The organism is Bradyrhizobium sp. NAS80.1 (genome assembly GCF_001908205.1).
Classification (GTDB): domain Bacteria; phylum Pseudomonadota; class Alphaproteobacteria; order Rhizobiales; family Xanthobacteraceae; genus Bradyrhizobium.
In genome coordinates, this window is record NZ_LGHL01000064.1 from 45,954 (window position 1) to 68,158 (window position 22,205).

22 protein-coding genes are annotated in these 22,205 nt (G+C 64.9%); 5 read left to right on the plus strand and 17 right to left on the minus strand.

All coding sequences use genetic code 11. From position 1 onward, the window contains the following. Nucleotides 1-102: 102 nt before the first annotated feature. Nucleotides 103-933, plus strand: a complete 831-nt coding sequence (locus tag AC629_RS16275) for an enoyl-CoA hydratase (RefSeq protein WP_084805847.1) — start codon at nucleotides 103-105, stop codon at nucleotides 931-933. A gap of 26 nt (nucleotides 934-959) precedes the next feature. Here AC629_RS16275 and AC629_RS16280 read toward each other — a convergent pair whose 3' ends face one another. Next, nucleotides 960-1,850, minus strand: a complete 891-nt coding sequence (locus AC629_RS16280) for a LysR family transcriptional regulator (protein WP_084805849.1) — start codon at nucleotides 1,848-1,850, stop codon at nucleotides 960-962. A gap of 122 nt (nucleotides 1,851-1,972) precedes the next feature. Here AC629_RS16280 and AC629_RS16285 point away from each other — a divergent pair, with 122 nt between their 5' ends. Then, nucleotides 1,973-2,815, plus strand: coding sequence for an oxidoreductase (locus AC629_RS16285; protein ID WP_084805920.1), 843 nt, complete (start codon nucleotides 1,973-1,975; stop codon nucleotides 2,813-2,815). Nucleotides 2,816-2,867: 52 nt separating this feature from the next. Here the strand turns inward: AC629_RS16285 and AC629_RS16290 are convergent, their stop codons facing one another. Together AC629_RS16290 and AC629_RS16295 are read right to left on the minus strand one after the other, a co-directional pair. Beyond that, complete coding sequence (locus tag AC629_RS16290; RefSeq protein ID WP_084805850.1) at nucleotides 2,868-3,491, minus strand: GNAT family N-acetyltransferase; 624 nt, start codon at nucleotides 3,489-3,491, stop codon at nucleotides 2,868-2,870. Nucleotides 3,492-3,557: 66 nt separating this feature from the next. Further along, the gene (locus AC629_RS16295) at nucleotides 3,558-3,761 is read right to left on the minus strand and encodes a DUF1127 domain-containing protein (RefSeq protein WP_084805852.1); all 204 of its coding nucleotides are present in this window, start codon (nucleotides 3,759-3,761) and stop codon (nucleotides 3,558-3,560) included. Between the two features lie 110 nt (nucleotides 3,762-3,871). Between AC629_RS16295 and AC629_RS16300 the strand changes: the two genes are divergently transcribed. Continuing rightward, a complete protein-coding gene (locus AC629_RS16300) occupies nucleotides 3,872-4,771 on the plus strand; it encodes a transcriptional regulator GcvA (protein WP_084805855.1) in 900 nt (299 codons plus the stop codon). Nucleotides 4,772-4,906: 135 nt separating this feature from the next. After that, a complete protein-coding gene (locus AC629_RS16305) occupies nucleotides 4,907-6,232 on the plus strand; it encodes an MFS transporter (RefSeq protein WP_084805857.1) in 1,326 nt (441 codons plus the stop codon). Between the two features lie 209 nt (nucleotides 6,233-6,441). Here AC629_RS16305 and AC629_RS16310 read toward each other — a convergent pair whose 3' ends face one another. Genes AC629_RS16310 through AC629_RS16320 form a run of 3 tightly spaced genes read right to left on the minus strand, consistent with a single transcriptional unit; the run spans nucleotide 6,442 to nucleotide 9,047 of the window. Beyond that, nucleotides 6,442-6,855, minus strand: coding sequence for a Rieske (2Fe-2S) protein (locus AC629_RS16310; RefSeq protein ID WP_084805859.1), 414 nt, complete (start codon nucleotides 6,853-6,855; stop codon nucleotides 6,442-6,444). Beyond that, nucleotides 6,855-7,964 (minus strand): amidohydrolase family protein, encoded by a 1,110-nt coding sequence (locus AC629_RS16315; protein WP_074119649.1) that lies wholly within the window; start codon nucleotides 7,962-7,964, stop codon nucleotides 6,855-6,857. The genes AC629_RS16310 and AC629_RS16315 overlap by 1 nt, the downstream gene beginning before the upstream one ends. A gap of 24 nt (nucleotides 7,965-7,988) precedes the next feature. Next, nucleotides 7,989-9,047 (minus strand): amidohydrolase family protein, encoded by a 1,059-nt coding sequence (locus AC629_RS16320; protein ID WP_084805861.1) that lies wholly within the window; start codon nucleotides 9,045-9,047, stop codon nucleotides 7,989-7,991. A gap of 170 nt (nucleotides 9,048-9,217) precedes the next feature. Here AC629_RS16320 and AC629_RS16325 point away from each other — a divergent pair, with 170 nt between their 5' ends. Further along, complete coding sequence (locus AC629_RS16325) at nucleotides 9,218-9,700, plus strand: CinA family protein (protein ID WP_084805863.1); 483 nt, start codon at nucleotides 9,218-9,220, stop codon at nucleotides 9,698-9,700. A 201-nt stretch (nucleotides 9,701-9,901) separates the two neighbouring features. Here the strand turns inward: AC629_RS16325 and AC629_RS16330 are convergent, their stop codons facing one another. The 11 genes from AC629_RS16330 to AC629_RS16380 form a co-directional block, all read right to left on the minus strand. Beyond that, nucleotides 9,902-10,177 (minus strand): DUF1488 family protein, encoded by a 276-nt coding sequence (locus tag AC629_RS16330; protein WP_084805865.1) that lies wholly within the window; start codon nucleotides 10,175-10,177, stop codon nucleotides 9,902-9,904. Between the two features lie 205 nt (nucleotides 10,178-10,382). Next, nucleotides 10,383-11,009: a tetratricopeptide repeat protein gene (locus tag AC629_RS16335; RefSeq protein ID WP_084805867.1), complete on the minus strand. Its 627-nt coding sequence runs from the start codon at nucleotides 11,007-11,009 to the stop codon at nucleotides 10,383-10,385. 144 nt (nucleotides 11,010-11,153) lie between these two features. Beyond that, nucleotides 11,154-12,632, minus strand: a complete 1,479-nt coding sequence (locus AC629_RS16340; RefSeq protein WP_084805868.1) for an AMP nucleosidase — start codon at nucleotides 12,630-12,632, stop codon at nucleotides 11,154-11,156. A 215-nt stretch (nucleotides 12,633-12,847) separates the two neighbouring features. Further along, the gene (locus AC629_RS16345; RefSeq protein WP_084805870.1) at nucleotides 12,848-14,182 is read right to left on the minus strand and encodes an HlyD family type I secretion periplasmic adaptor subunit; all 1,335 of its coding nucleotides are present in this window, start codon (nucleotides 14,180-14,182) and stop codon (nucleotides 12,848-12,850) included. After that, nucleotides 14,179-15,927, minus strand: a complete 1,749-nt coding sequence (locus tag AC629_RS16350) for a type I secretion system permease/ATPase (protein WP_084805872.1) — start codon at nucleotides 15,925-15,927, stop codon at nucleotides 14,179-14,181. The genes AC629_RS16345 and AC629_RS16350 overlap by 4 nt, the downstream gene beginning before the upstream one ends. A 618-nt stretch (nucleotides 15,928-16,545) precedes the next feature. Beyond that, nucleotides 16,546-17,523: an ABC transporter ATP-binding protein gene (locus AC629_RS16355; RefSeq protein ID WP_084805874.1), complete on the minus strand. Its 978-nt coding sequence runs from the start codon at nucleotides 17,521-17,523 to the stop codon at nucleotides 16,546-16,548. Then, a complete protein-coding gene (locus AC629_RS16360; protein ID WP_084805876.1) occupies nucleotides 17,520-18,935 on the minus strand; it encodes an Asp-tRNA(Asn)/Glu-tRNA(Gln) amidotransferase GatCAB subunit A in 1,416 nt (471 codons plus the stop codon). The genes AC629_RS16355 and AC629_RS16360 overlap by 4 nt, the downstream gene beginning before the upstream one ends. Then, nucleotides 18,932-19,129, minus strand: coding sequence for a hypothetical protein (locus AC629_RS16365; protein WP_084805878.1), 198 nt, complete (start codon nucleotides 19,127-19,129; stop codon nucleotides 18,932-18,934). Before AC629_RS16365 ends, AC629_RS16360 begins: the two co-directional genes overlap by 4 nt. Next, nucleotides 19,126-20,187, minus strand: coding sequence for an ABC transporter ATP-binding protein (locus AC629_RS16370; RefSeq protein WP_084805880.1), 1,062 nt, complete (start codon nucleotides 20,185-20,187; stop codon nucleotides 19,126-19,128). The genes AC629_RS16365 and AC629_RS16370 overlap by 4 nt, the downstream gene beginning before the upstream one ends. A gap of 3 nt (nucleotides 20,188-20,190) precedes the next feature. Further along, complete coding sequence (locus AC629_RS16375) at nucleotides 20,191-21,093, minus strand: ABC transporter permease (RefSeq protein ID WP_084805882.1); 903 nt, start codon at nucleotides 21,091-21,093, stop codon at nucleotides 20,191-20,193. Nucleotides 21,094-21,096: 3 nt separating this feature from the next. After that, complete coding sequence (locus AC629_RS16380; RefSeq protein ID WP_084805884.1) at nucleotides 21,097-22,050, minus strand: ABC transporter permease; 954 nt, start codon at nucleotides 22,048-22,050, stop codon at nucleotides 21,097-21,099. Between the last annotated feature and the right edge of the window lie 155 nt (nucleotides 22,051-22,205).

The following is a 22,205-nucleotide window of genomic DNA, read 5'->3' on the forward strand; positions in this document are numbered from 1 at the left end:
CTCCTCGGATACAGGCTGGATTGCTTGGTCGCTTCAGTGCAAAATTGCTTTGCAATTTTGTCACGAGCTCCTCGCAATGACAACAAGAACAAGGGGAGCGACATGACCACGGAAACCACCATCGACACCGGCACCAATGAACTCCTTTGCGTCATCCGCGACCGCGTCGCGGTGATCACGTTGAACCGGCCGGAAGCGCGCAACTCGCTGTCGGACACGCTGACGCCAGCGCTGCGCACGATGATCCGCACCTGCGGCGAGGACCGCAATGTCGGTGCACTGCTGCTCACCGGAGCCGGCCAAGCCTTCTGCGCCGGCGGCAACGTCAAGGGCATGGGCGCGCATCGCGACCAGAAGAAGCTGGAAATGTCGCTTGATGACCGCGTCGCCGATCTCCAGGAGCGGCAGCGGCTGCTCACCGGCGCGCTGGTGTCGGTGCGCAAGCCGACCATCGCCGCGCTGCCTGGGCCGGCAGTCGGCGCGGGTCTCGCGATCGCCATGGCCTGCGACATTCGCATCGCCGCACAATCGGCCTTCGTCGCCACCGGCTACGCCCGCATCGCGCTGAGCGGCGATTACGGCATCGCCTGGCTGCTTACCCGTCTGGTCGGCACCGCGCGGGCGCGCGAGCTCCTGTTCACCGGCGACCGGGTCGATGCCGCGCGCTGCGAAGCCATCGGCCTCGTCAACCGCGTCGTGCCCGACGACAAGCTGCAAGTTGAAGCCTTCGCCCTGGCAAAGTCGCTCGCCGAAGGCCCGCGCGTGGCTCTGCGCTACATGAAGGACAATCTCGACGAGGCCTTGCTGTTCGATTTCGAGACCGCCCGCGATCACGAGGCCGAGCGGCTGATCCGCCTCACCACGACCGCCGATCACAAGGAAGCCGTGCAGGCGTTCATCGAGAAACGCAAGGCGGTGTTCACGGGGAAGTAGAGCGCTGCGGCGAAAGTCCAACCGGGCTACGCGGCAGGCGCCCGCGCGAAATCCACGAAGGCGCGCAACGCCGCCGGCAATTGGCGGCGGCTCGGATAATACAGGAAGAAGCCTGGATAGGCCGGGCACCAGTCGGCGAGCACGCGCACCAGCTTGCGCTTGGCGAGCAGCGCCTCCACCTGGGCCTCGAACACATAGGCGAGACCGATTCCGTCGAGCGCTGCATCGACCATCAGGTCCTGGTCGTTCATCGTGAGCGCCCCGGTGGCGTCGATGGCGAGCTCGATGCCGCCGCGCTCGAACTCCCAGTGATAGAGCGCGCCGCTGGTGAAGCGGTAGCGGATGCACGGCAGGCCCTTCAGATCGTGCGGCGTGTTCGGCGCCTTGTGCGCCCTAAAGAAGCCGGGCGAGCCGACCACGGCAAAACGGTGACGCGGGCCGACCGGCACCGCGATCATGTCGGCGGCAATCGTCTCGCCAAAACGCACGCCGGCATCGAAGCCAGCCGCGACCATGTCGATCAGGACGTCATTGATCACGATCTCGACGCTGATATCCGGAAACGCTTTCAGGAAGCGTGTCACGATCGGCAGCAGCACGAGCTGCGCCGACTGGCGCGCGGCGGTGAAGCGCAGCGTCCCGGCAGGCTTGCCGCGGAAATTGTTGAGGTCCTCGAGCGCATCGTCGATGTCACGGAAGGCCGGCGTGATGCGGGCAAACAGCCGCTCACCGGCCTCGGTGAGCGCCACGCTGCGGGTGGTGCGGTTCAGGAGCCTGAGGCCCAACCGTTCCTCGACATTGCGCAGAGCATGGGACAGCGCGGATGGCGTGACGCCGAGTTCGGTCGCCGCCGCGCGAAAGCTGCGGTGGCGGGCAATGGCGAGGAAGGTCGCAAGGTCGGATGGGTCTATCCGCATTACTGAATTATTCTCAATAGCTTGCCAAATATATAGTGGATTATCTCAGCTATAGCGAGCCGTTACACCTTGCCCATCGGCCTCGGCATTTCGCCGGAGCCAAGAACGGAAAGGGCAACACCATGCGTGTCTGGTTCATCACAGGAGCGTCTCGCGGATTTGGCGCACTGATCGCCGAAGCGGCGTTGAAGGCCGGCGACGCCGTGGTCGCGACCGCGCGCGACCCATCGACCGTCACCGCCCGGCTCGGCAGTCACGAACGGCTGCTCGCCACCCGGCTCGACGTGGCCAGCGAGACCGAGGCGCATGAGGCTGCGGGCCAGGCGGTCAGGAAATTCGGGCGCATCGACATCCTCGTCAACAATGCCGGCTACGGCCTTCTGGGCGCGATCGAGGAAGCCAGCGGTGCCGAGACGCAAAAGCTGTTCGGCACGAACGTGTTCGGGCTGCTCGGCGTCACCCGCGCGGTGCTGCCGCATATGCGCCGCCAGCGTTCCGGCCACATCATCAACATCTCGTCGGTCGGCGGCTACGCCGGCTATCCCGGCTGGGGCGTCTATGGAGCGACCAAGTTCGCGGTGGAAGGCCTCAGCGAAGCGCTGGCTGGCGAAGTTGCGCCGCTCGGCATCAAGGTGACCGTGGTCGAGCCGGGCTTCTTCCGCACCGACTTCCTCGACGAGACCTCGCTGTCCCGCACGGCGATGCAGATCGACGACTATCACGAGAGCGTCGGCAAGACCCGAGCGCGTGCAGCCGACGCCAATGGCGGCCAGCGCGGCGACCCGCGCAAGCTGGCGCAGGCCTTCCTGAAGCTCGCCGACGCCAAGAACCCGCCGCTGCGGTTGCCGCTTGGCAGCGATACGGTGGAACGGATTGAAGCGAAGAACGCGTTCGTCGCGAAGGAGCTGGCGGAGTGGCGAACGATCGCGACCTCGACTGACTTCAAAAACGACACTGCTGCGTGAGGGCAAAAAAAATGCCCGGCTCTGGTTTCGCCAGGCCGGGCTTGGAGTGATGTCAGGCCAAGGCTGAGGGACTTTCGGCCTGACGGGAAAGGGCGGCAAGACGCCAGCTCGCACAGGGAATGTCTTTCGGCGCGACGGCGATCTCCTTGTCGAAGCGCACCAGCTTCCAGTCGTCCGGATGGTTGACGAAGCCGAAGCCGGATTTGCGCGCGAGCGAGATCATGCTCTCGTTGGAGCGCAGCGTGTCGCCGAACATGTGCTCGGCGCCAAGCGCGGCCGCGCGGCATTCGAGATTCTTCAAAAGCGCGGTGGCGATGCCGTGGCCCTGCCAGCGGTCGTCGACCGAGAGGCCGAATTCGAGCGTCGCGTTCGCTTCGTGGAAGGCGTAGCGCGCCTCGGCCACAATGGTCTCGAAGCCGTCGACCATCTTGGTCGCAACCACGGTGAAGCGCTCGCGCTCGCCGACGTGGAGGAAGTCGTTCAGCAAGCCCTTCGGCAGCTCGCTGATCGCGCCGAAGAAGCGGTTGTAGCGGGAACGGGTCGAGAGCGAACGGAAATAGTGCTGTAGCTCCTCGGTGTCGCGCGGCTCGACGAAGCGGACGTTGATCGCCTCACCGTGCCGGGTGCGCAGCGTATCCGAATATTGCTTCAGGTCTTCCAGGCGAAGAGTGCTCATGACACATGCCCAGTGGAGAGGGGACCGCCGGCGCCCCTGATCAGGCGGCGTCGGCCTGGCGGCCGATCAGGCCCGCCAGAAGGGTTTCTCAGCCTCGACGGCGATATCGCTCCAGGACAGGCCGACGTCATGGAGGTCACGGTCGGTCCAGTGGGCAAGCTCGCGCCGGGTCCGGTAGCGCTCGTGCCATACGTGGAGGGTCTCGCCGATCCGGTGGATCAGGCTCGGCGCATGATGATTTGTCATCGAGTTGTGGGTCAAAGTAGACATGTTCAGCTCCTGGAGCTAACTTAGCCGCTAATATCTGCTTCCTAGTGCGCTGCGACAAACGACAATTTGTACCCTTTCGCATGATATAACGTCATGTATCATGTTGCCAAATGACTGCCAGATTGCCCTCCCTGAACGGACTCCGGGCGTTTGAGGCCGCCGCACGCCATCTCAGCTTCACTTTGGCTGCGGCCGAGCTGAACGTGACCCAGACCGCGATCAGCCATCAGATCCGGCGGCTCGAGGAGGAACTCGGCATCCGCTTGTTCGTCCGGCAGAACCGCGCGTTGGCGCTGACGCCGGAGGCGCGCGACTACCTGCCGGGCGTCCGCGCCGCCTTCAACGATCTCAGGCTCGCCACCGACCGCCTGCTGCGGAAGGACGACGACAAGGTGCTGACGGTCTCGACGCTGGCCTCGCTCGCCGCGAAATGGCTGCTGCCAAGGCTCACCGACTTCCAGGAGCAGCACCCCGGCATCGATGTCCGCATCACCACATCGGCCAACCTCGTCGACTTCCAGCGCGACAATGTCGATGCCGCGATCCGCTACGGACGCGGCCAGTGGCCAGGCCTGCGCGCCGACTGGCTGATGGCGGACGAGTTGTTTCCGGTGTGCAGCCCGTCACTCCTGCGCGGCGACAAGCCACTGCGCCAGCCGGAGGATCTGAGAGGCTATCCGCTGCTGCACACCTCGAACGCCAACAGCGATGACTGGCGGCTGTGGCTGACCGCGGCAGGCCTGCCGGCCGACATCGCCAAGCAGCCCGGCATCACCTTCGACATGATCTTCATGACCATCCAGGCTGCGATCGACGGCATCGGCGTCGCGATGGGGCGGACCTCGTACGTTCAGGACGACATCGCCAAGGGCCGGCTCGTGGTCCCCTTCAAGATCGCGTTGCCGGCCGATGCCGGCTTTTACCTGGTCTCGCCGGAGGGCCGCCGCGAGGCGCCGAAGCTTGCCGCATTCCGCCAATGGGTGGTCGCCGCAACGCAGAATAAAGCCTGAAAAATCATCGGCTTCCGCAGCAAAAAGGTTGACTCGCTGCGTCCCGCGCGGGAAGGGGTAGGACAGATTGTCGCACTCTGTTGCCTTGCCGTGAAATGAGTTCCGGTCCGGCCGCGTTTTGAAGGGAGTAACGTCATGGCTGGACCAGCAACCAATCCGCCCGAGATCAAGTCGCGCATCGGCGCGATCCTGCGCGCAACATCAGGCAATTTCCTCGAGCAGTTCGACTTCTTCCTGTTCGGCTTCTACGCCGCCGCCATCGGCAAGGCCTTCTTCCCCTCCTCCAACGAGACCGCCTCGCTGCTCAACACCTTCGGCGTGTTCTGGCTCGGTGCGTTGATGCGGCCCGTGGGCGCGATCGTGCTCGGCGCCTATATCGACCGCATCGGCCGTCGCCAGGGCCTGATCGTCACGCTCGGCATCATGGCCTTCGGCACCGTGGTGATCGCGTTCTGCCCGAGCTATGCAACCATCGGCATCGCGGCGCCGATCATCGTGCTGATCGGCCGCCTGCTGCAGGGCTTCTCCGCCGGCGTCGAGCTAGGCGGCGTCTCGGTCTATCTCGCCGAGATCTCAACGCCCGGCAATCGCGGCTTCTACACCTCGTTCCAGTCGTCGAGCCAGCAGGTCGCGATCTTCGTGGCCTCGATCCTCGGCTACATCCTGTCCGAGATAATGCCGGCCGACACCGTCGCCGCCTGGGGCTGGCGTATCCCCTTCTTCGTCGGCTGCCTGATCATTCCCCTGATCTTCCTGCTTCGGCGGACGCTCGAGGAGACGCCGGCCTTCCTCGCCATGAAGAAGCATCCGACCGCGCGCGAGGTGTTCGCCTCCGCGCTCGCCAACTGGCGCATCGTCATCCTCGGCATGATGATCGCGGTCCTGACCACGACGACGTTCTACTTCGTCACCGTCTACACGCCGACCTTCGGCAAGAACGTGTTGAAGCTGACGACGCAGGACGCGCTGCTCGTGACGCTGCTGGTCGCCGTGACCAACTTCATCTGGAATCCGGTCGGCGGCGCCCTGTCCGACCGCATCGGCCGCAAGCCGGTGCTGATCACCATCGCCTGCCTGTCGCTGGTCACCGCCTATCCGGCGCTGCACTGGCTCGTGGCGGCGCCGACTTTCGGCAAGCTGCTCGCGGTGGAGATGATGTTCTCGTTCTATTTCGGCGTCTACAGCGGCACCATGCTCGGTGCGCTGGTCGAGATCGTGCCGGCACATGTCCGCACCACCTGCTTCTCGCTCGCCTTCGCGCTCGCAGCCGCCCTGTTCGGCACCTTCACGCCGTTCGCCTCGACCTGGCTGATCGACAAGACCGGCGACAAGGCCTCGCCCGGCTTCTGGCTGATGTTCGCGGCGCTGCTTGGCATCATCGCGGCGTCGGCAGTGTATCGCCGCGGCGGCAAGGCTGTGCCGACGTATGATCCGGTGGTGGAGCCGGTCGCGGGCCATTGATGGTCATTCCGGGGCGCTCTCTTCACCTCTCCCCGCTTGCGGGGAGAGGTCGAATTCGATCGCAGATCGAATTCGGGTGAGGGGGTACAGGTCCGTCGACGATCTCATGCGCGGAGAGAGGCCCCTCACCCCAATCCTCTCAGCGCGGGCGAAGCCCGTCGCGGCCCCGTAAGAACGGGGCGAGGGAGCGCAGCTTCTGCGCGGTGGGCTTACAGCTCCACCACCACGTAGTCGCTCTCGATGCTGACCGGGATCGTCTCGGCGACATACGGCCCTTTCACCACGCTCGCGCCCGGCTCGACATGGGCCGGATAGGCCTTCACGCGGAAGCGACGGGGATCGCAGTAGGACTGGCCAGTGCGAATGTCGAACTCCCAGCCGTGCCAGGGGCAGCGGATGATCTCGCCGAGTTTCGTGTATTCGATCTCGCCGGGATCTTTTGACTGGGCGAGCCCGATCAGTGGGCCCTCGCATAGCGCCGCGCCCTGATGCGGGCAGCGGTTCATCAGGCCGAAATATTCGCCCTTGATGTTGAAGATCGCGATCGGCCGTCCGTCGATCTCGAGAAATTTTCGCGTGCCTGGCGGAAGCTCATCCACCGGCGCAATCACATGCCGCGCCATCAACTAATCCCGTAAAGCTTCTGCGCATTGCCGAGATAGAACGCCTCGCGATTGGTCTCGCTGACGCCCGCTGGCAAGACGCGCGAAGGCTCGTCGTAGTCCCAATGCGGATAGTCCGTCGCGAACAGCAGGCGGTCCCAGCCGATCCATTTGATGACGTCGAACAGATCCTCGCGCCGCTCCGGGTCTTCCATCGGCTGCGTGGTCCACCACACTTGCTCGCGGATATATTCGGACGGCGGCCGTTTCACATGCGGCACTTCGCTCCTCAGTCGCTGCCAGGCCTTGTCCAATCGCCAGGCGAGCGACGGCGCCCAGCCGAAGCCGGCCTCGATCATCACCATCTTCAGTTTCGGGAAGCGCTCGAACACGCCTTCGAGCACGAGGCTTGCGAGCGCCGATTGCTGGCACTGCGAGTGGCCCACCATCTCCTCGATATAATAGCTGGGCCAGCCCGACGGCGTGATCGGATTGCCGCCGAAACCGAAGGCATGGACGCCGACGGGAAGCCCGGCCTCTTCCGCGGCCTGGTAGATCGGCCAATAGCGGCGCTGGCCGAGCGGCTCGACGTTGCGGCTGAGCAGCAGCACCTGGACGAAGTTCTTGTCGCCGGCGCGCTCGCGGATTTCGGCTGCGGCCGACAGCCCGTCCTCATTGCCGACGACGATCGAGGCTTTCAGCCGCTTGTCCTTGCTGGTCCATTTGTCGATCTGCCAGTCGTTGATAGCCGAGCAGAGCGCGGCCGAGAGCTCGTGATTGCGGATGCCCTGCCCGGTGTTGAGCGGGTTGAGCACGCCGAGTTGCACGTTGTTGGGATCGAGCAGCTGCTTCTGCATGAAGGAGAGCGAGGAACCTTGCGGACCGCCCTCCGGCGGATAGGCGTCGCGGCGCGATGCGTTGGGCTGGGCCTTCGGATAGGGCGGGCCTTCCATCATGCCTTGATAGGCATGAACGCCGTAGACTTCGAGATGATGCTGCCAGCGCTTGGCGAGGTAAGGATAGAGCTCAGTGCGGGTCGCGCGTGCCGGGTGGATGTCGCAGTCCGCGATCGCGGTCTTGGTCGTCAGAGGGGAAGCAGCTTCGGTGCTCTCGCGGAACTGGATATTCATCGCCTTGCCTCCTTTGGCAGCGGGCTAACTCAGGCGGGGATAGGTTGCATGCGGATTGTCGATCATGATCTTGCGCACGAGATCGGGGGACAGACCTTCGGGCAGCGCATCCTGGCCGTCGAATTGCCAGTGCGGATAGTCCGTGGAGAATAGGACCAATTCGTCGGACTGCATATGATCAAACAGGCGAATTAATGTCTCGGGTTCCGGCGGCGCATCAAATGGCTGTAACGAGAAGCGGATGTTGCTTCGCACAATTTCCAGCGGCGCACGATCGACCCAGGGCGTCTCCATCCGCACCCCGCGCCAGAACTTGTGCAGGCGCCAGAGATAGGGCGCGATCCAGGAGACGCCGGATTCCAGCATCACCATTTTCAGACGCGGGTATTTGGCGAACACGCCTTCGACAATGAGGCTGGTCAGTTGGGTCTGGAACGCCTGCGCCTGACCGACATAATCCTCGATGTGATAGGACCCCCAACCCACGGCGCTCGGCGGATTGTGATAGGCGGAACCGGCGTGGACGCCGATGGGGAGGTCCAGCCGTTCCGCCGCCTCATAGATCGGCCACAGCGCGCGCTTGCCGAGCGGCGAATCGCCCATGACGAGCATCAGCACCTGCACGAAGCGCCTGTCCTGCGCGCAGCGTTCGATTTCGGCGACGGACTTTTCGACGCTTTGCGTGGGGATCACGATTGAGCCGCGCAGCCGCGGATCGCGATCGAGCCATTCCTTCACGAGCCAATCGTTCAGCGCGCGGCAGAAGGCGGCCTGCATGTCCTCGGAAAACACCATCTGCACGCCGTATAGTGGATTGCAGATGGCGTGGGTGAGCTGGAAGGGATCGAGCACATGGCGCTGCATATCCTCGAGGCTTTCACCTGGCTTGCCGGTCTCGGGACGCCAATCGGGGCGCGCCACGATCGGCGAGTTCTTCGGGTAGGATTGTGAGACGAGATCGACCATGCCGCGCGTCGTCACCTGATCGCGCCAATAGTCGTTCAGGTAGGGCAGCAGGCTGGTCAGATGCGGCACGGCCGGATGCACGTCGCAATCCACCCCGCCGGCGATCAGGGACGCCATGACGTCTCCCTTCTCACGTTTCCTCGTCACGTCTTCTCGCGGGCGGCACTTGGCCGCTCCGCTTTGTCCGCTATTCAAGCAGGCCAGCCCGCCGCCCGCAACTCGGCCAAGGCCGCTGTCATATGCTAGGAAGTCGCAGCTCGGTTGCGAGGGAATGAGAGGTCAAAAGGATGAAAGAGCTCGTCGGCATTGCGGAACAGGTCGCGGCCAAACTGGTCGCGCGCAAACAGACCATCGCGGTCGCGGAATCCTCGACCGGCGGCCTGATCTCGGCCAGCCTGCTCGCGGTGCCCGGCGCATCGGCCTATTACCTCGGCGGCGCCGTGGTCTACACCCGCGATGCAAGGCGTGTGCTGATGGATATTTCGGACGATGGAATGAAGGGCTTTCGATCCTCATCGGAGCCCTATGCGAAACTCCTCGCTGAACAGATGCGCAGCCGCTTCAAATGCGACTGGGGTCTGTCCGAAACCGGCGCAGCTGGCCCCACCGGCAACCGCTACGGCGATGCAGCCGGCCACAGCTGCATGGCGGTCGCGGGCCCCGCGGCGGAGGTGATGACGCTGGAGACGGGCAACAACGACCGGTTTGCCAACATGCAGGTGTTCGCAGCGACGGCGCTGAAGTTGCTGCTCAAGAAGTTGGAGGGGTGAGCTTTTCGACGCCGGCGGCTGTCACGTTTTCTAGACCGTCATCCTGAGGTGCGAGGCATGTGGCGCAACGCGCCACGTGGGAGCCTCGAAGGATGAACGGCCGAGATGCAGCCGGGCCGTCGCCCTTCGAGGCTCCCCTTGCGAAGCAAGGGGAGCACCTCAGGATGACGGCGAGAGATTTGCTCGCAGAGAAGACCTACGTCACCTTCTCAAATGCCGCATGAAAATCCGCACCACATAGCCCTTGAACCGCGGCGCCTCGTCGTAGAGATCTGATGCGATCCGCTCGATGGTTTCGCGCAGGGACAGGAACTGCGCCTGGCGCGCGCTGCTTTCGGTGCCCTGCATGCCCGCGAGTTCATCCAGCGCCGCGTCGCTGATCTGACACTGCACGACCTCGCCCTCGCTCGTCATGGTGAAGCGAAAGGCCAGCCGTTCGAGGTCATGGCCGATGATCTTGTCGCGCGTAAGCGGCATCCAATTGTCCCGTTCGCGCCCCCGAACGGACAATGCTGAAAATCTGGCTCGTTGTCACCATGTGCAGGCGGCTTCGTGCAGGCGGCTTCGCCGGCCGTAACCGCGACAGCTCCACGAACGAGGACGGGAGGGTCATCCCGCCTCCTCGTCACATGGTTCGTCAGACACGACGGCTGCGCGTCGCGCGCGAAGCCACCTTGCGCCGTCAGTACGCGAGCGCTGTGCCGGTCGGCTTCTCCAGCGCCGCGGCCAACGATTTGTACTCCTCGCAATCCGTCCCGCAAATGGCGGCAATCCGGCTCAGGTGATACATCGCCTGCTCGCGATTGCCCTGCTCGAGCTGCCAAAGCCCGTAGTACTGCCAGGTCAGCACGTGGTTCGGGTCTGCCTTGAGCGCGCGCTGGTACCACACCTGCGATTGCGCGTAGTCGCCGAGCTTGCGATACGAATAGCCGATGAGGTTGGCGACGTTCGGATGGTCGTCATGGCCGAGCGATTTCAATTGATCGATCGCGGCCGCATAGTCGTTGCGTTCGTAGATGGTGTCATAGGCGACGCGATAGCCGGCGGCGAATGCCGGATCGTCAATGCTCGACTGGTTGTTTGGTTTCTTGTGTTTCTGGCCAGTCTTCGTTCCGTAACGCTTCGGATAGGCCGGTTGGGGATAGGCCGGTTGGGCGGTGCTAGGCGTTGAATAGGCGCCGCCATAAGGATCGGTGCCACCGCCGCCGCCACCACCGCCGCCTCCACCTCCCCCTGCGGCATACACGGGGGAAACCAGCAGCGCCGCAAACGTTCCCACCGCGACGAACCTGATCATCGTTGCGATCATCTATGTCTCCTGTCTCGATCCAAGACACCCCGGACGAGGTGATAACCCCTCCCTCGCCGCGATATTCCGGAGCGCGGTCTTCACCGAGACGTCAATGTTCGTACGACAGTTCTCCTGTCCTTGCGGTCGCGGGCAGTAAGCGCGTCATTGGAACGCGACTTCGGCGAAACTGCGAAGTTTTCGCGAATGCAACCGCTCCGATTCCTGCTGCTTGAGCCGCTCCAGCGCTTTCAGGCCGATCTCGAGATGCTGGCCGACGCGGCGGCGGTAGAATTCGCTGGCCATGCCCGCGAGCTTGATCTCGCCGTGCAGCGGTTTGTCGGAGACGCACAGCAGGGTGCCGTAGGGAACGCGGAAGCGATAGCCGTTGGCGGCGATCGCGGCCGATTCCATGTCGAGCGCGACCGCGCGCGATTGCGACAGGCGGCGGATCACGGCCGGCCCGGAGATCTCCCAGTTGCGGTTGTCGACGCTTGCGACGGTGCCCGTGCGCATCAGGCGCTTGAGCTCGAAACCCTCGAGCCCGGTGACGTCTTCGACAGCCTCCTCCAGCGCGACCTGCATCTCCGCGAGCGCCGGGATCGGCACCCACAGCGGCAGCTCGCGATCGAGCACATGGTCCTCGCGCACATAGCCATGCGCGAGCACGTAGTCGCCGAGCCGTTGCGTATTACGCAGGCCCGCGCAATGGCCGAGCATCAGCCAGGCGTGCGGACGCAGCACGGCAACGTGGTCGGTGACGTTGCGCGCGTTGGACGGTCCGGTTCCGATGTTGATCAGGGAGATGCCGCGATAGCCGGGTTCGACCAGATGGAAAGCCGGCATCTGCGGCGCCCGCACGGGTGCCACCCCGCTGGTCGCCCCGCCGCTGCGCGTGATCACATTCCCGGGCGCGACGAAGGCTTCGAGGCCGGCCTCGCCGGACTGGAGCCGCTGCTGGCAGAGCTGCGCGAAGGCGTCGACATAGAACTGGTAGTTGGTTAAGATCACGAAGTTCTGGAAATATTCGGGATCGGTGCCGGTGTAGTGATAGAGCCGGCGCAGCGAGTAATCGACGCGGGCGGCCCGAAACAGCGACAGCGGCTCGGGCGCCCCACGCTGAAGCTCGAACGTGCCGTCGGCGATCGAATCGTCCATGGTAGCGAGATCCGGCACGTCGAACGCGTCGCGTAGCGATCGCGTGACGCATGAGTTCTCGCTGGTGGTGATGGCGGCCTCGATATTGATGTCGCGGCGGTAGGCGAAGTGGATCGGGATCGGCTCGACGGACTCGCCGATCTCGACGGGAACACCGTGGTTCTGGATCAATAGCCCGATCTGCTCGGTGAGATAGGCGCGGAACAGATCCGGCCGCGTGACGCTGGTCTCGTGCACGCCGGGTCCGGCGACGAAGCCATAGGCGAGACGCGAATCCAGCCGTGCATGCGTCGCGGTGGTGAGGCGGACGAAGGGATAATAGGCCCGCGCCCGCGTCGTGATCGCTTCGCCATTGACATAGGCCTCGAACCGGTCGCGCAGGAACTTCGTGTTGCGCTCGTAGATCTCCTCGAGCCGGGCAACGGCGAGGCCTGCGTCGGAGAATGATTCGGTGGTGATGGACGACGGGGTCTGGACGGATTGCATGTTCGATGCCGGGTTTCTGGCTGCTTCGCATCGAACTATAGCAAAGAACGAAGACCCGTAGGGTGGGCAAAGCGAAGCGTGCCCACCATTGGAATTTTCATGCAGAATTGGTGGGCACAGTGCCTTGCGCCTTTGCCCACCTTACGAAAGCGAGACTGCGGCTCGATATCCCGGATGCGCGCTAAGCGCGCTCCTGGATGACGCGCTTTCGCGCGTCACTTCTCCCGGAACGCCCGCATCAACTGGTCGTGCAGCGGCTTCATCAAATAGGACAGCATGGTGCGGTCGCCGGTCTGGACGAAGGCTTCCACGGGCATGCCGGGGATCAGCTTGACGTCGCCCAGGCGAGCGACCTCTTCGGCCGGCATGGAGACGCGGATGGTGTAGTAGCTCTGGCCGGTGCGCTGGTCCGTGGTGACATCGGGCGAGACGCGGCTGACGACGCCGTTGAGCTCGGGCGTGGTGCGCTGGTTGAAGGCGGACAGACGCAGCAGCGTCTTCTGGCCGATTTGGAGCTTGTCGATGTCGACCGGATTGACCTTCGCTTCGACCTGAAGGTCGTCGGCCTGCGGCACGATCAGCATCAGCGTATCGCCGGCGGTGACGACGCCGCCGACGGTGTGCACGGTCGATTGCAGCACCATGCCGTCCTGCGGCGCGCGGATGTCGACGCGGCGGAGCTGGTCTTCGGCGGCGACCTTGCGCTCGATCAGTTCGCCGATCTTGTCGTTGGTCTCGCGCAGATCCTTGGAGACTTCGCTCACCATGTCCTTGTCGACCTGGATGATCTGGAGCTCGGTCTCGGTGATCTTGCCCTTTGCCTGCGCCCGCGAAGCAATGTATTGCGCGCGCTCGCCGTTGAGGCGGGCACTGTCACGCTCGAGCGTGGTCAGGCGCGAGATCTGCACGAGGTGCTTCTCGTAGAGATCGCGCACGCCGGTGAGCTCCTGCTGCACCAGGCCGATCTCCTTGTCCTTGGCCTTCTCCTGCGCGGAGAGGCCCTCGATCTCCTCGTTGAGCTGCTGAACGCGCTCACGGAGCTGCGCCTTCTGGCCGGCACGGCCGTTGACGCGGACGTCGAACAGCTTGGCTTCGGCAGAGAGCAGCGCCTTGACGTCGGGATCGCTGCTGCGATCGACCAGCGATTGCGGGAACTCGAGCTTGTCGAGACCGCGCTGCTCGGCCTGAAGCCGCGCCGCGCGCGCCTGCGCGGCGTCGAGATTCTTGGTGACGATGGCGAGGTTCGCCCTGGTGACGGTGTCGTCGAGCCGCACCACGATGTCGCCGGCCTTGACCACGTCGCCGTCGCGGGCACGCAGCTCGCCGACCACGCCGCCGGTCGGATGCTGCACCTTCTTGACGTTGGATTCGACCACGATCTGGCCCGGCGCGATCAGCGCGCCCGAGATCAGCACGGTCGACGCCCAGCCGCCGAGACCGACGACCAGGACCAGCATAATCCCAAGGCCGAGGATCAGGTGGAACTTGATCGACTCTCGCACGGTCCTCTTCGCGGCGGGCTTCACGCCGCCGATCGACATCGTGCTCATGGTTTGGGCACTCCGCCTTCGCTGACGATCTTGATCGGTGCCGGCGGCGTCACGCGCGGCTGGAGCACCTGGGCGAGGACCTGCTCCTTCGGTCCAAAGGCCTGCATGCGGCCGTCGCGCAGCACCAGGATCTGGTCGACCGCCTCGACGCCGATCGGCCGGTGCGCCACCACGATGACGATGGCACCGCGCTCACGGGCGCTGCGGATCGCGCGGGTCAGCGCCTCGTCGCCTTCGGTGTCGAGATTGGAGTTGGGCTCGTCGAGCACGATCAGGAACGGATTGCCGTAGAGCGCCCGCGCCAGCGCCACACGCTGCGCTTGCCCTGCGGAGAGCGCGGTGCCCTGCTCGCCGACCTGCGTGTTGTAGCCCTCGCGCATCTTGATGATCATCTCGTGCACGCCGGCTTCCTTCGCCGCAGCGATGATGCCATCGGACGTCGCCTCGGGATCGAAGCGGCTGATGTTCTGCGCGATGGTGCCACCGAACAATTCGACGTCCTGCGGCAGATAGCCGATATGGCGGCCGAGCACGTCGGACGACCATTGGTCGAGCGCCGCGCCGTCGAGCCGCACCTTGCCGCGCACCGGCTGCCAGACGCCGACCAGCGCGCGGATCAGCGATGACTTGCCGGAGCCGCTCGGCCCGATCACGCCAAGACCGTTGCCGGCCGCGAGCGCGAAGGTGACGTCCTGCACGATGAGGCGCTGGTCGCCCGGCGGCACCATGGAGACGCCTTCGACCGAGAGCCGGCTGGTCGGCGCCTGCAGCTGGGTCGGCATCGTCTGCGCGGGCATCTGCGCCAGCAGGCGGGTGAGGCGCTGCCAGCTCTGGCGTGCCGCGACAAAGGATTTCCAGTGCGCGATCGCAAGATCGACCGGCGCCAGCGCGCGGGCGGAGAGGATCGAGCCGGCGATGATGATGCCGGCGGTCGCCTCCTGGTGGATGACGAGGTAGGCGCCAACCGCGAGCACGGCCGATTGCAGCATCATGCGCAGCACTTTTGCGACCGCACCGAGACCGCCGGCGACGTCGCTCGCACGCTGATTGCCGGCGAGATATTTTTCGTTGGCCTCGCTCCAGCGCTGGTTCATCCGGCCGGCCATGCCCATCGACACCATGACTTCGGCATTGCGGCGGCTGGCGGAGGCGAGGTCGTTGCGCTGGGCGGCAAGCCCCATCGCCTCGCGCGCCGGCTGGCGGGACAGAAATTCGGTGACCAACGTCAACCCGACCAGGATGATGGCACCGACCAGTGCGGTGACGCCGATCAGGACGTGGAAGGCGAAGCAGATGGCGAGATAGAGCGGCAGCCAGGGCAGGTCGAAGAACGCGCTCGGGCCCATGCCGCCGAGGAAGGAGCGGACATTGTCGAGGTCGCGCAGCGGCTGGAGGCCCTCGTTGCGGCTGCCGACCAGGAGCGGCAGCCGCACGATGGTGTCGAACACGCGCTTGTTGAGCGCATCATCGAGCGCGGTGCCGACTCGCCCCAGGATCCGGTTGCGGATCATGTCGAGCACGCCCTGCGCCGCGTAGAGGAAGCTGGCGAGGATGATGAGGCCCACCAGGGTCGGAATGCTGCGGCTCGGCAGCACCCGGTCATAGACCTCCAGCATGAAGATCGACCCGGTCAGATAGAGCAGGTTGACCATGCAGCTCATCAAGCCGACGCCGACGAACGCCGTGCGACAAGCGCGTAAGGCGTCACCGAGTTCTGAACGGCGGACGCCAGGTACGGCTGCCATCAGTCTGATCTCTTTCGGATGGGGGAAAAACCCCGGAATTCATAGGCCGTTCAGAGGTACTCGATCCGGATTAACATCGTGTTCTCCCTGCGTCCAACGCAGTCGAATTAATCCAAGACCCGATGGGCCACATCAACCCCTCACAGCCCCGCGTGCAAGTCCGGTATTCCACAGTCTTTGCGGCTTTTTATAGCAGACGTCGGCGTCTCTCCCCAGCCCAGGGAAAGGTGGAAAGTTCCGGCCGAATGGACTGAGGGGCTGCTGGAGCTGGCCGCCTATTGGGACAAAAATGTCGAAAACAACCCCATGCAAAGTAGAAGCGCGGCGACCGCGAGCTCCCGGTGAACTGTGACAACTCGGTGTTGTCGTAGAGGAATTTTGAGGGAGCGCGCATTTCAACGTGAGGGACGCACGGCTCGCTCATTCCCTCCCCCCTTGCGGGGGAGGGGCAGGGAGGGGGTGGCCACGAACTCAGACCGCGCTTGCGGCTACCCCTCTCCCCTACCCTCCCCCGCAAGGGGGGAGGGAGCGCAGGTGTGCGCGTGGCTACACTTCGACTCACAGCGGCGACAGGGTCAGGTCGGCAACGAGCTCGCGACGAAGCGGCCGGGTTCGTTGCTACGACGCGGCTGTGACCGGCTCCGCCAGAACACACCGCGCCGCCCGGCCCGGCCCGACCTCCACGTTCGCGGGCAGTTGCTCCAGGCAGCGGGGCTGGGCGAGGGCGCAACGGGGGGCGAAGGAGCAGTTGTGCGGCTTCTCGGCCAGCGACGGCGGGGTGCCGGGGATGGTTTCCAGCCGCGCGCCGCGCTTGGCGCCAAGGATCGTCGAAGCGAGCAGGCCCTTGGCATAGGGGTGCACCGGGCTGCGGACGATGTCGCGCAGGCTCCCCTGCTCCACGATCTGCCCGGCATACATCACCGCGACGCGGTCGCAGATCTCGACGGCGACGCCGATGTCGTGGGTGACGAAGATGACGGACATGCCGAACTCGCGTTGCAGCTCACGCAGCAGCAGGAGGATCTGGATCTGCACGGTGGCATCGAGCGCGGTGGTCGGCTCGTCCGCCAGCAGGATCTTCGGCCGGCAGGCGAGCGCGAGCGCGATCATCGCGCGCTGGCGCATGCCGCCGGACATTTCGTGTGGATAGGCGTCCAGCCGCCGCTTGGCGGACGGGATGCGCACGACCTCCAGCATCTCCAGCGCACGCGCCCTGCCCTCCGCAAAGCTCTTGCCTTCGTGGCGCACGACGCTTTCGGCGATCTGCGCGCCGATGGTGTAGACCGGATCAAGCGCGAGCGCGGGTTCCTGGAAAATCATCGAGACGGTCTGGCCGCGGAATGACGACAGCTCCTCATCGTTCATGGCGAGCACGTCGCGCCCCATGACATTGACCTTGCCCGCGATCTGCGTGCGCTTGCGCGGCAATAGCCGCATCAGCGCACGCAGTGTCACGCTCTTGCCCGAACCGGACTCGCCGAGCAGGCCCAGCACCTCACTGTTACCGAGCGAGAGATTGAGATCGTTCACGGCAAAGACCGTGCGCTCTCCGGTGAAGCGGATGTTGAGGCCTGAGATCTCGACGAGCTTTGTCATGACGGCAGTTTGGGTACCCGTTCGTGGTAATCGGTCACGCGCTGGAATGCGGCGCCGATGGTCAGCAAGGTTGCTTCATCGAAGGAGCGGCCGATGAGCTGCATGCCGATCGGCAAGCCGCTCCTGGTGAAGCCGGATGGCACGGTGAGCGACGGCAGGCCGAGGAAGTTCACCGGACGGGTGAACAGCGTCAGCCGCTGCAGCAGCGCCGGCGCGTTCGCTCCGCCGCCGACGTCGCTCTCCTCGATCGTTGGCGCCGGCACCGGAGAGGCCGGTGCAATAATCGCGTCGACGCCGGCAGTGGCGGCATTATGCGCGGCGAGCGCCGGGCCGCGCCAGCGCATCGCCTCGAGATAGGTGATGGCGGGAACGGCAAGACCATTCTGAAGCCGCATCAGGACCTGCGGGCCGTAATCCTGCGGACGCTCGATCATCCAGCGCTTGTGGAAGGCGGCAGCTTCGGCCGCGAGCACGAGCTGGCTTGCCGAGGACAATTGCCGCTGATCGGGCAGCTCGACCTTGACGATGTCGGCGCCCTCGCGCTTGAGCACAGCGATGGTCTCGTCCAGCACCCGCGCGACCGCGCTGTCGAGATCGTCGACATAGAAGGACGCGGGCACGCCGATCTTGAGGCCCTTCAGCGAACCCTTGGTCGCGGCAACATAGTCCGACAGCGACTCATGGCTGCAGGTAGGATCCTCGGGGTCGGCGCCGGCCATCAGCGCCAGCAGCAGCGCGCAGTCCTCGGCGGTGCGCGCGAGCGGGCCTACCGTGTCGAGCGATTGCGACAACGGCATCGCGCCGGCGCGGCTGACTCGGCCAACGGTGGTCTTGAGCCCCGTGACGCCGCAGAAATGCGCGGGCATGCGGATCGAGCCGCCGGTGTCCGAGCCGAGCGCCGCATAGGTCAGGCGCGCGGCGACCGACGAGCCGGAGCCCGACGACGAGCCGCCGGTGATGTGCGCGACATTCCAGGGATTGCGCACAGGGCCGTAATGGGCGTTGTGCCCGGTAGGTCCATAGGCGAATTCGGCGAGATGAAGCGTGCCGAGACGGACCTGGCCGGCGTCCTTGAGCCGCTGCAGGGCGGTGGACGTCACGGTCGGGACGAAATCGCGGCGGATCAGGGAGCCGCAAGTCGTGACCTTGCCGGCGTCGTAATACATGTCCTTGTGCGCGAGCGGCACGCCGTGGAGCGGGCCACGCACCTCGCCCTTGGCGAGCTCGGCGTCGGCGGCCTCAGCGGCCTTCAACGCAGCCTCTGATTCAATCGACATGAAGGCGTTGAGATGCGGCTGCCACTGCGCGATGCGGTGCAGCAGCGCGCGCGTCACCTCATGCGAGGACACCTGCTTCATCGCGATCGCACGCGCGACCTCGGTGAGCGTCATCAGTGCAGGCTCGGTGCTCATTTCGACACCTTCTGCGTCTGCGCAATCGGATAGAGCGCGGGCTCGAGATCGAACGGCAGCGTGCCGGCGATGGCCGCAAAGCCTTCGAAGGCCGGTCCGATGGAATTGGAGATGCGCGTTGCGATCTCGTCATCCACGGGGACGCCGGCGACTTGCGCCATTGGCTTGATCTCTTTTGGTGTCAGTCTCGTCATGCGGTTTCCTCTCTGGGCGCGCGGCTATGGCCTGAACCCGGTATAGCCATGTAGCACGCGGCCTCGTGGCCCATCTTATCGAGCGCGGTCAGCTTTGGTGTCGCATTTGCGCAGAGCGGCTCCGCAAACGGGCAACGGGTGTGGAAGCGGCAGCCCGAGGGCGGGTCGATCGGATTGGGCGGATCGCCCGTGATCGGCGGCTTCTCGGTGCGACGATCCGGATCGGAGGACGGCATCGCAGCAAGAAGTGCGCGCGTATAGGGATGCGCAGGCTGGTCCCAGACCTGGTCGACCGGACCGAGCTCGACGACCTCGCCGAGATACATCACCAGCACGCGATCGCTGATGTAGCGCACGACGTTGAGATCGTGACTGATGAAGAGATAGGTCAGGCCGAACTCGCGCTTGAGATCGGCAAGCAGATTGAGCACCTGCGCCTCGACGGATTTGTCGAGCGCAGAGACGGCTTCGTCCAGGATCACCAGCCGCGGCGACAGCGCCAGGGCCCGCGCGATGTTGACGCGCTGGCGCTGCCCGCCGGAGATCTCGTGCGGATAGCGGTTGGCGAAGTTTTCGGGGCGCAGGCCGACCTTGCCGAGCAGCTCGCGGGCCAATGCGCGTGCCGCGCCATCGGCCATGCCGTGGACCTTGGGGCCGAACGCGATCGATTCCTCGATCGTCAGGCGCGGATTGAGCGAGGCGTAGGAGTCCTGGAACACCATCTGCATGCCGCGGCGCAACTCGCGCAAGCTCAACGACTGTCCCACGGTCATGCCGTCATAGATGATGTCGCCGGTATCGCGCGGCATCAGATGCATCAAGAGGCGCGCGGTGGTGGACTTGCCGCATCCGGACTCGCCGACGATGCCGACGGTCTCGCCCTTGGCGACGGAGAAGGAGACGTTGTCCACCGCGCGCACGGTGCGCTTTGCCGCGAACAGCCCACCGCGAACCGGGAAATGCTTGGTCAGCCCATTGACCTGAAGCAGCGGCTGCGCAACGCCACCGCGGTCCTCGACCGGCTCCAGCATTTCAACAGACGTATTGCTCTCGCTCATGGCCTAATTCCTGATGTCCATGGCGCTGCGCAGGCCGTCCGAGAGCAGGTTGAAGCAAATCGAGACGGCGAAGATCATCGCGCCGGGCAATGCGGCGACCCAGGGATTGACGTAGATCGCTGTGCGCAAGGTGTTCAGCATCAGGCCCCATTCCGGCTCCGGCGGCTTGGTGCCGAGGCCGAGGAAGGAGAGGCCTGCCGCCAGGATCATCGAGACCGAGATCAGGCTGGTGGCATAGACGAAGATCGCGCCCAGCACGTTGCCGAGGATATGTACGCGCATGATGGTGAAGGGCCCTGCGCCGGAGGCACGCGCGGCCTCGACGAAATCCATGTTGCGCACGCCGGTGGTGACGCTTTCGGCAACGCGGGTGATCTGCGGCACGAACACGATCGTGAGCGCCACGATGGAATTGAGGATGCCGGCCCCGAGCGCGCCGGAGATCGCGATCGCCAGCAGCACGGAGGGGAAGGCGTAGAACACGTCGACCGTGCGCATGATCGCGGTGTTGAGCTTGCCGCCAACATAGCCGGCAATGATGCCGAGCGAGGTGCCGATGCAGAACGCGAGGATCACGGGCAGGATGCCGATGACCAGCGACAGCCGGCCGCCATAGACCAGCCGCGCCAGCATGTCGCGGCCAAGCTCGTCAGTACCAAGCGGGTAGCCAACCGTGCCGATATGGCGCAGGCGACGGATCATCGAACCCTTGTAGGGATCCTCCAGACCCAGCCAGGGCGCCAGAATCGCGGACAGGAAGATCAAGAGCAGCACCAGCGCACAGGCCATGCTGACCTTGTCGCGCGTGATGCGGCGGCCGACGGTCGCCCAATAGCCGCGTGCCTTGCTCGCGGGCGCGGCCTGGAGCGCGGCATCGCTGGTCGCAGATAGCGGAAACTCGCTCATCAGCTAGCCCCGCTTGATGCGCGGATCGATCGCGGCCTGCGCGATGTCGACCAGCAGATTGAGGAAGACGAAGAACAGCGCCAGGATCAGGATCGTGCCCTGCAACAACGGCAGGTCGCGCTGGAAGATCGCCGAATTGAGCAAGAAGCCCGAGCCCGGCCAGGAGAACACGGTCTCGATCAGGATCGAGCCGCCGAGCATGTAACCGAGCTGGAGGCCCATCACCGCGAGTGCGGTGGGCGCGGCGTTCTTGATGACGTGACGGAAGACGCCCCGCTCGTGCAGGCCTTTGGCACGCAGCGCCTCGACAAAGTCCTGCGAAAGAATGTCGCCGGTGAGCGCGCGCACGGTGCGGGTGACGATGCCCATCGGGATCACCGAGGTCGTGATCGCCGGCAGCACGAGATATTTCAGGTGCGCCCAATCCCAGGCCCAGGAGTTGGAGCCGTTGGGTCCGGCGCCCACCGCGGGCAGCCAGCTCAACTGGACCGAGAAGATGATGACGAGCACCATGCCGAGCCAGTAATGCGGCACTGAGACGCCGGCGATGGCAAAGGAGGTCGCGACCTTGTCGATCCAGGTCTCGCGGAAATAACCGGCGATCAGGCCGAGCAGGATGCCCATGGTGAAGCCGATGATCGCAGCGGCAATCGCAAGCGTGACGGTGTTGCCGACCGCGCGCATGACCTCGGCGAGCACGGGACGTCCCGTCGCGATGGAATTGCCGAGATCGCCGTGCAGCGCGCGCATCAGCCAGAGGCCGAACTGCACCGGCAGCGGTCGGTCGAAGCCGTAAGCGGCGCGGAGCTGCGCGGCAAGCTCCTGCGAGGCATCGGCCGGCAGCACCGCAACCAGCGGATCGCCCGGCGTGATGTGCACGAGCAGAAAGCACACCAGCGCTACGCTGATGACGATCGGGATGACATAGACGATGCGTCTGGCGATATAGGCGAGCACTGACTTACCTAACGTGATGTCGCACGATTGGGTGCGCGGGCTTCAGTAAGGGACACGAGATGCGAGGGTTCCCTCCCCCCTTGCGGGGGAGGGTTAGGGAGAGGGGTGGCCACGCAGGGACCGCCCGTGTGAACCCCCTTCCCCAACCCCTCCCC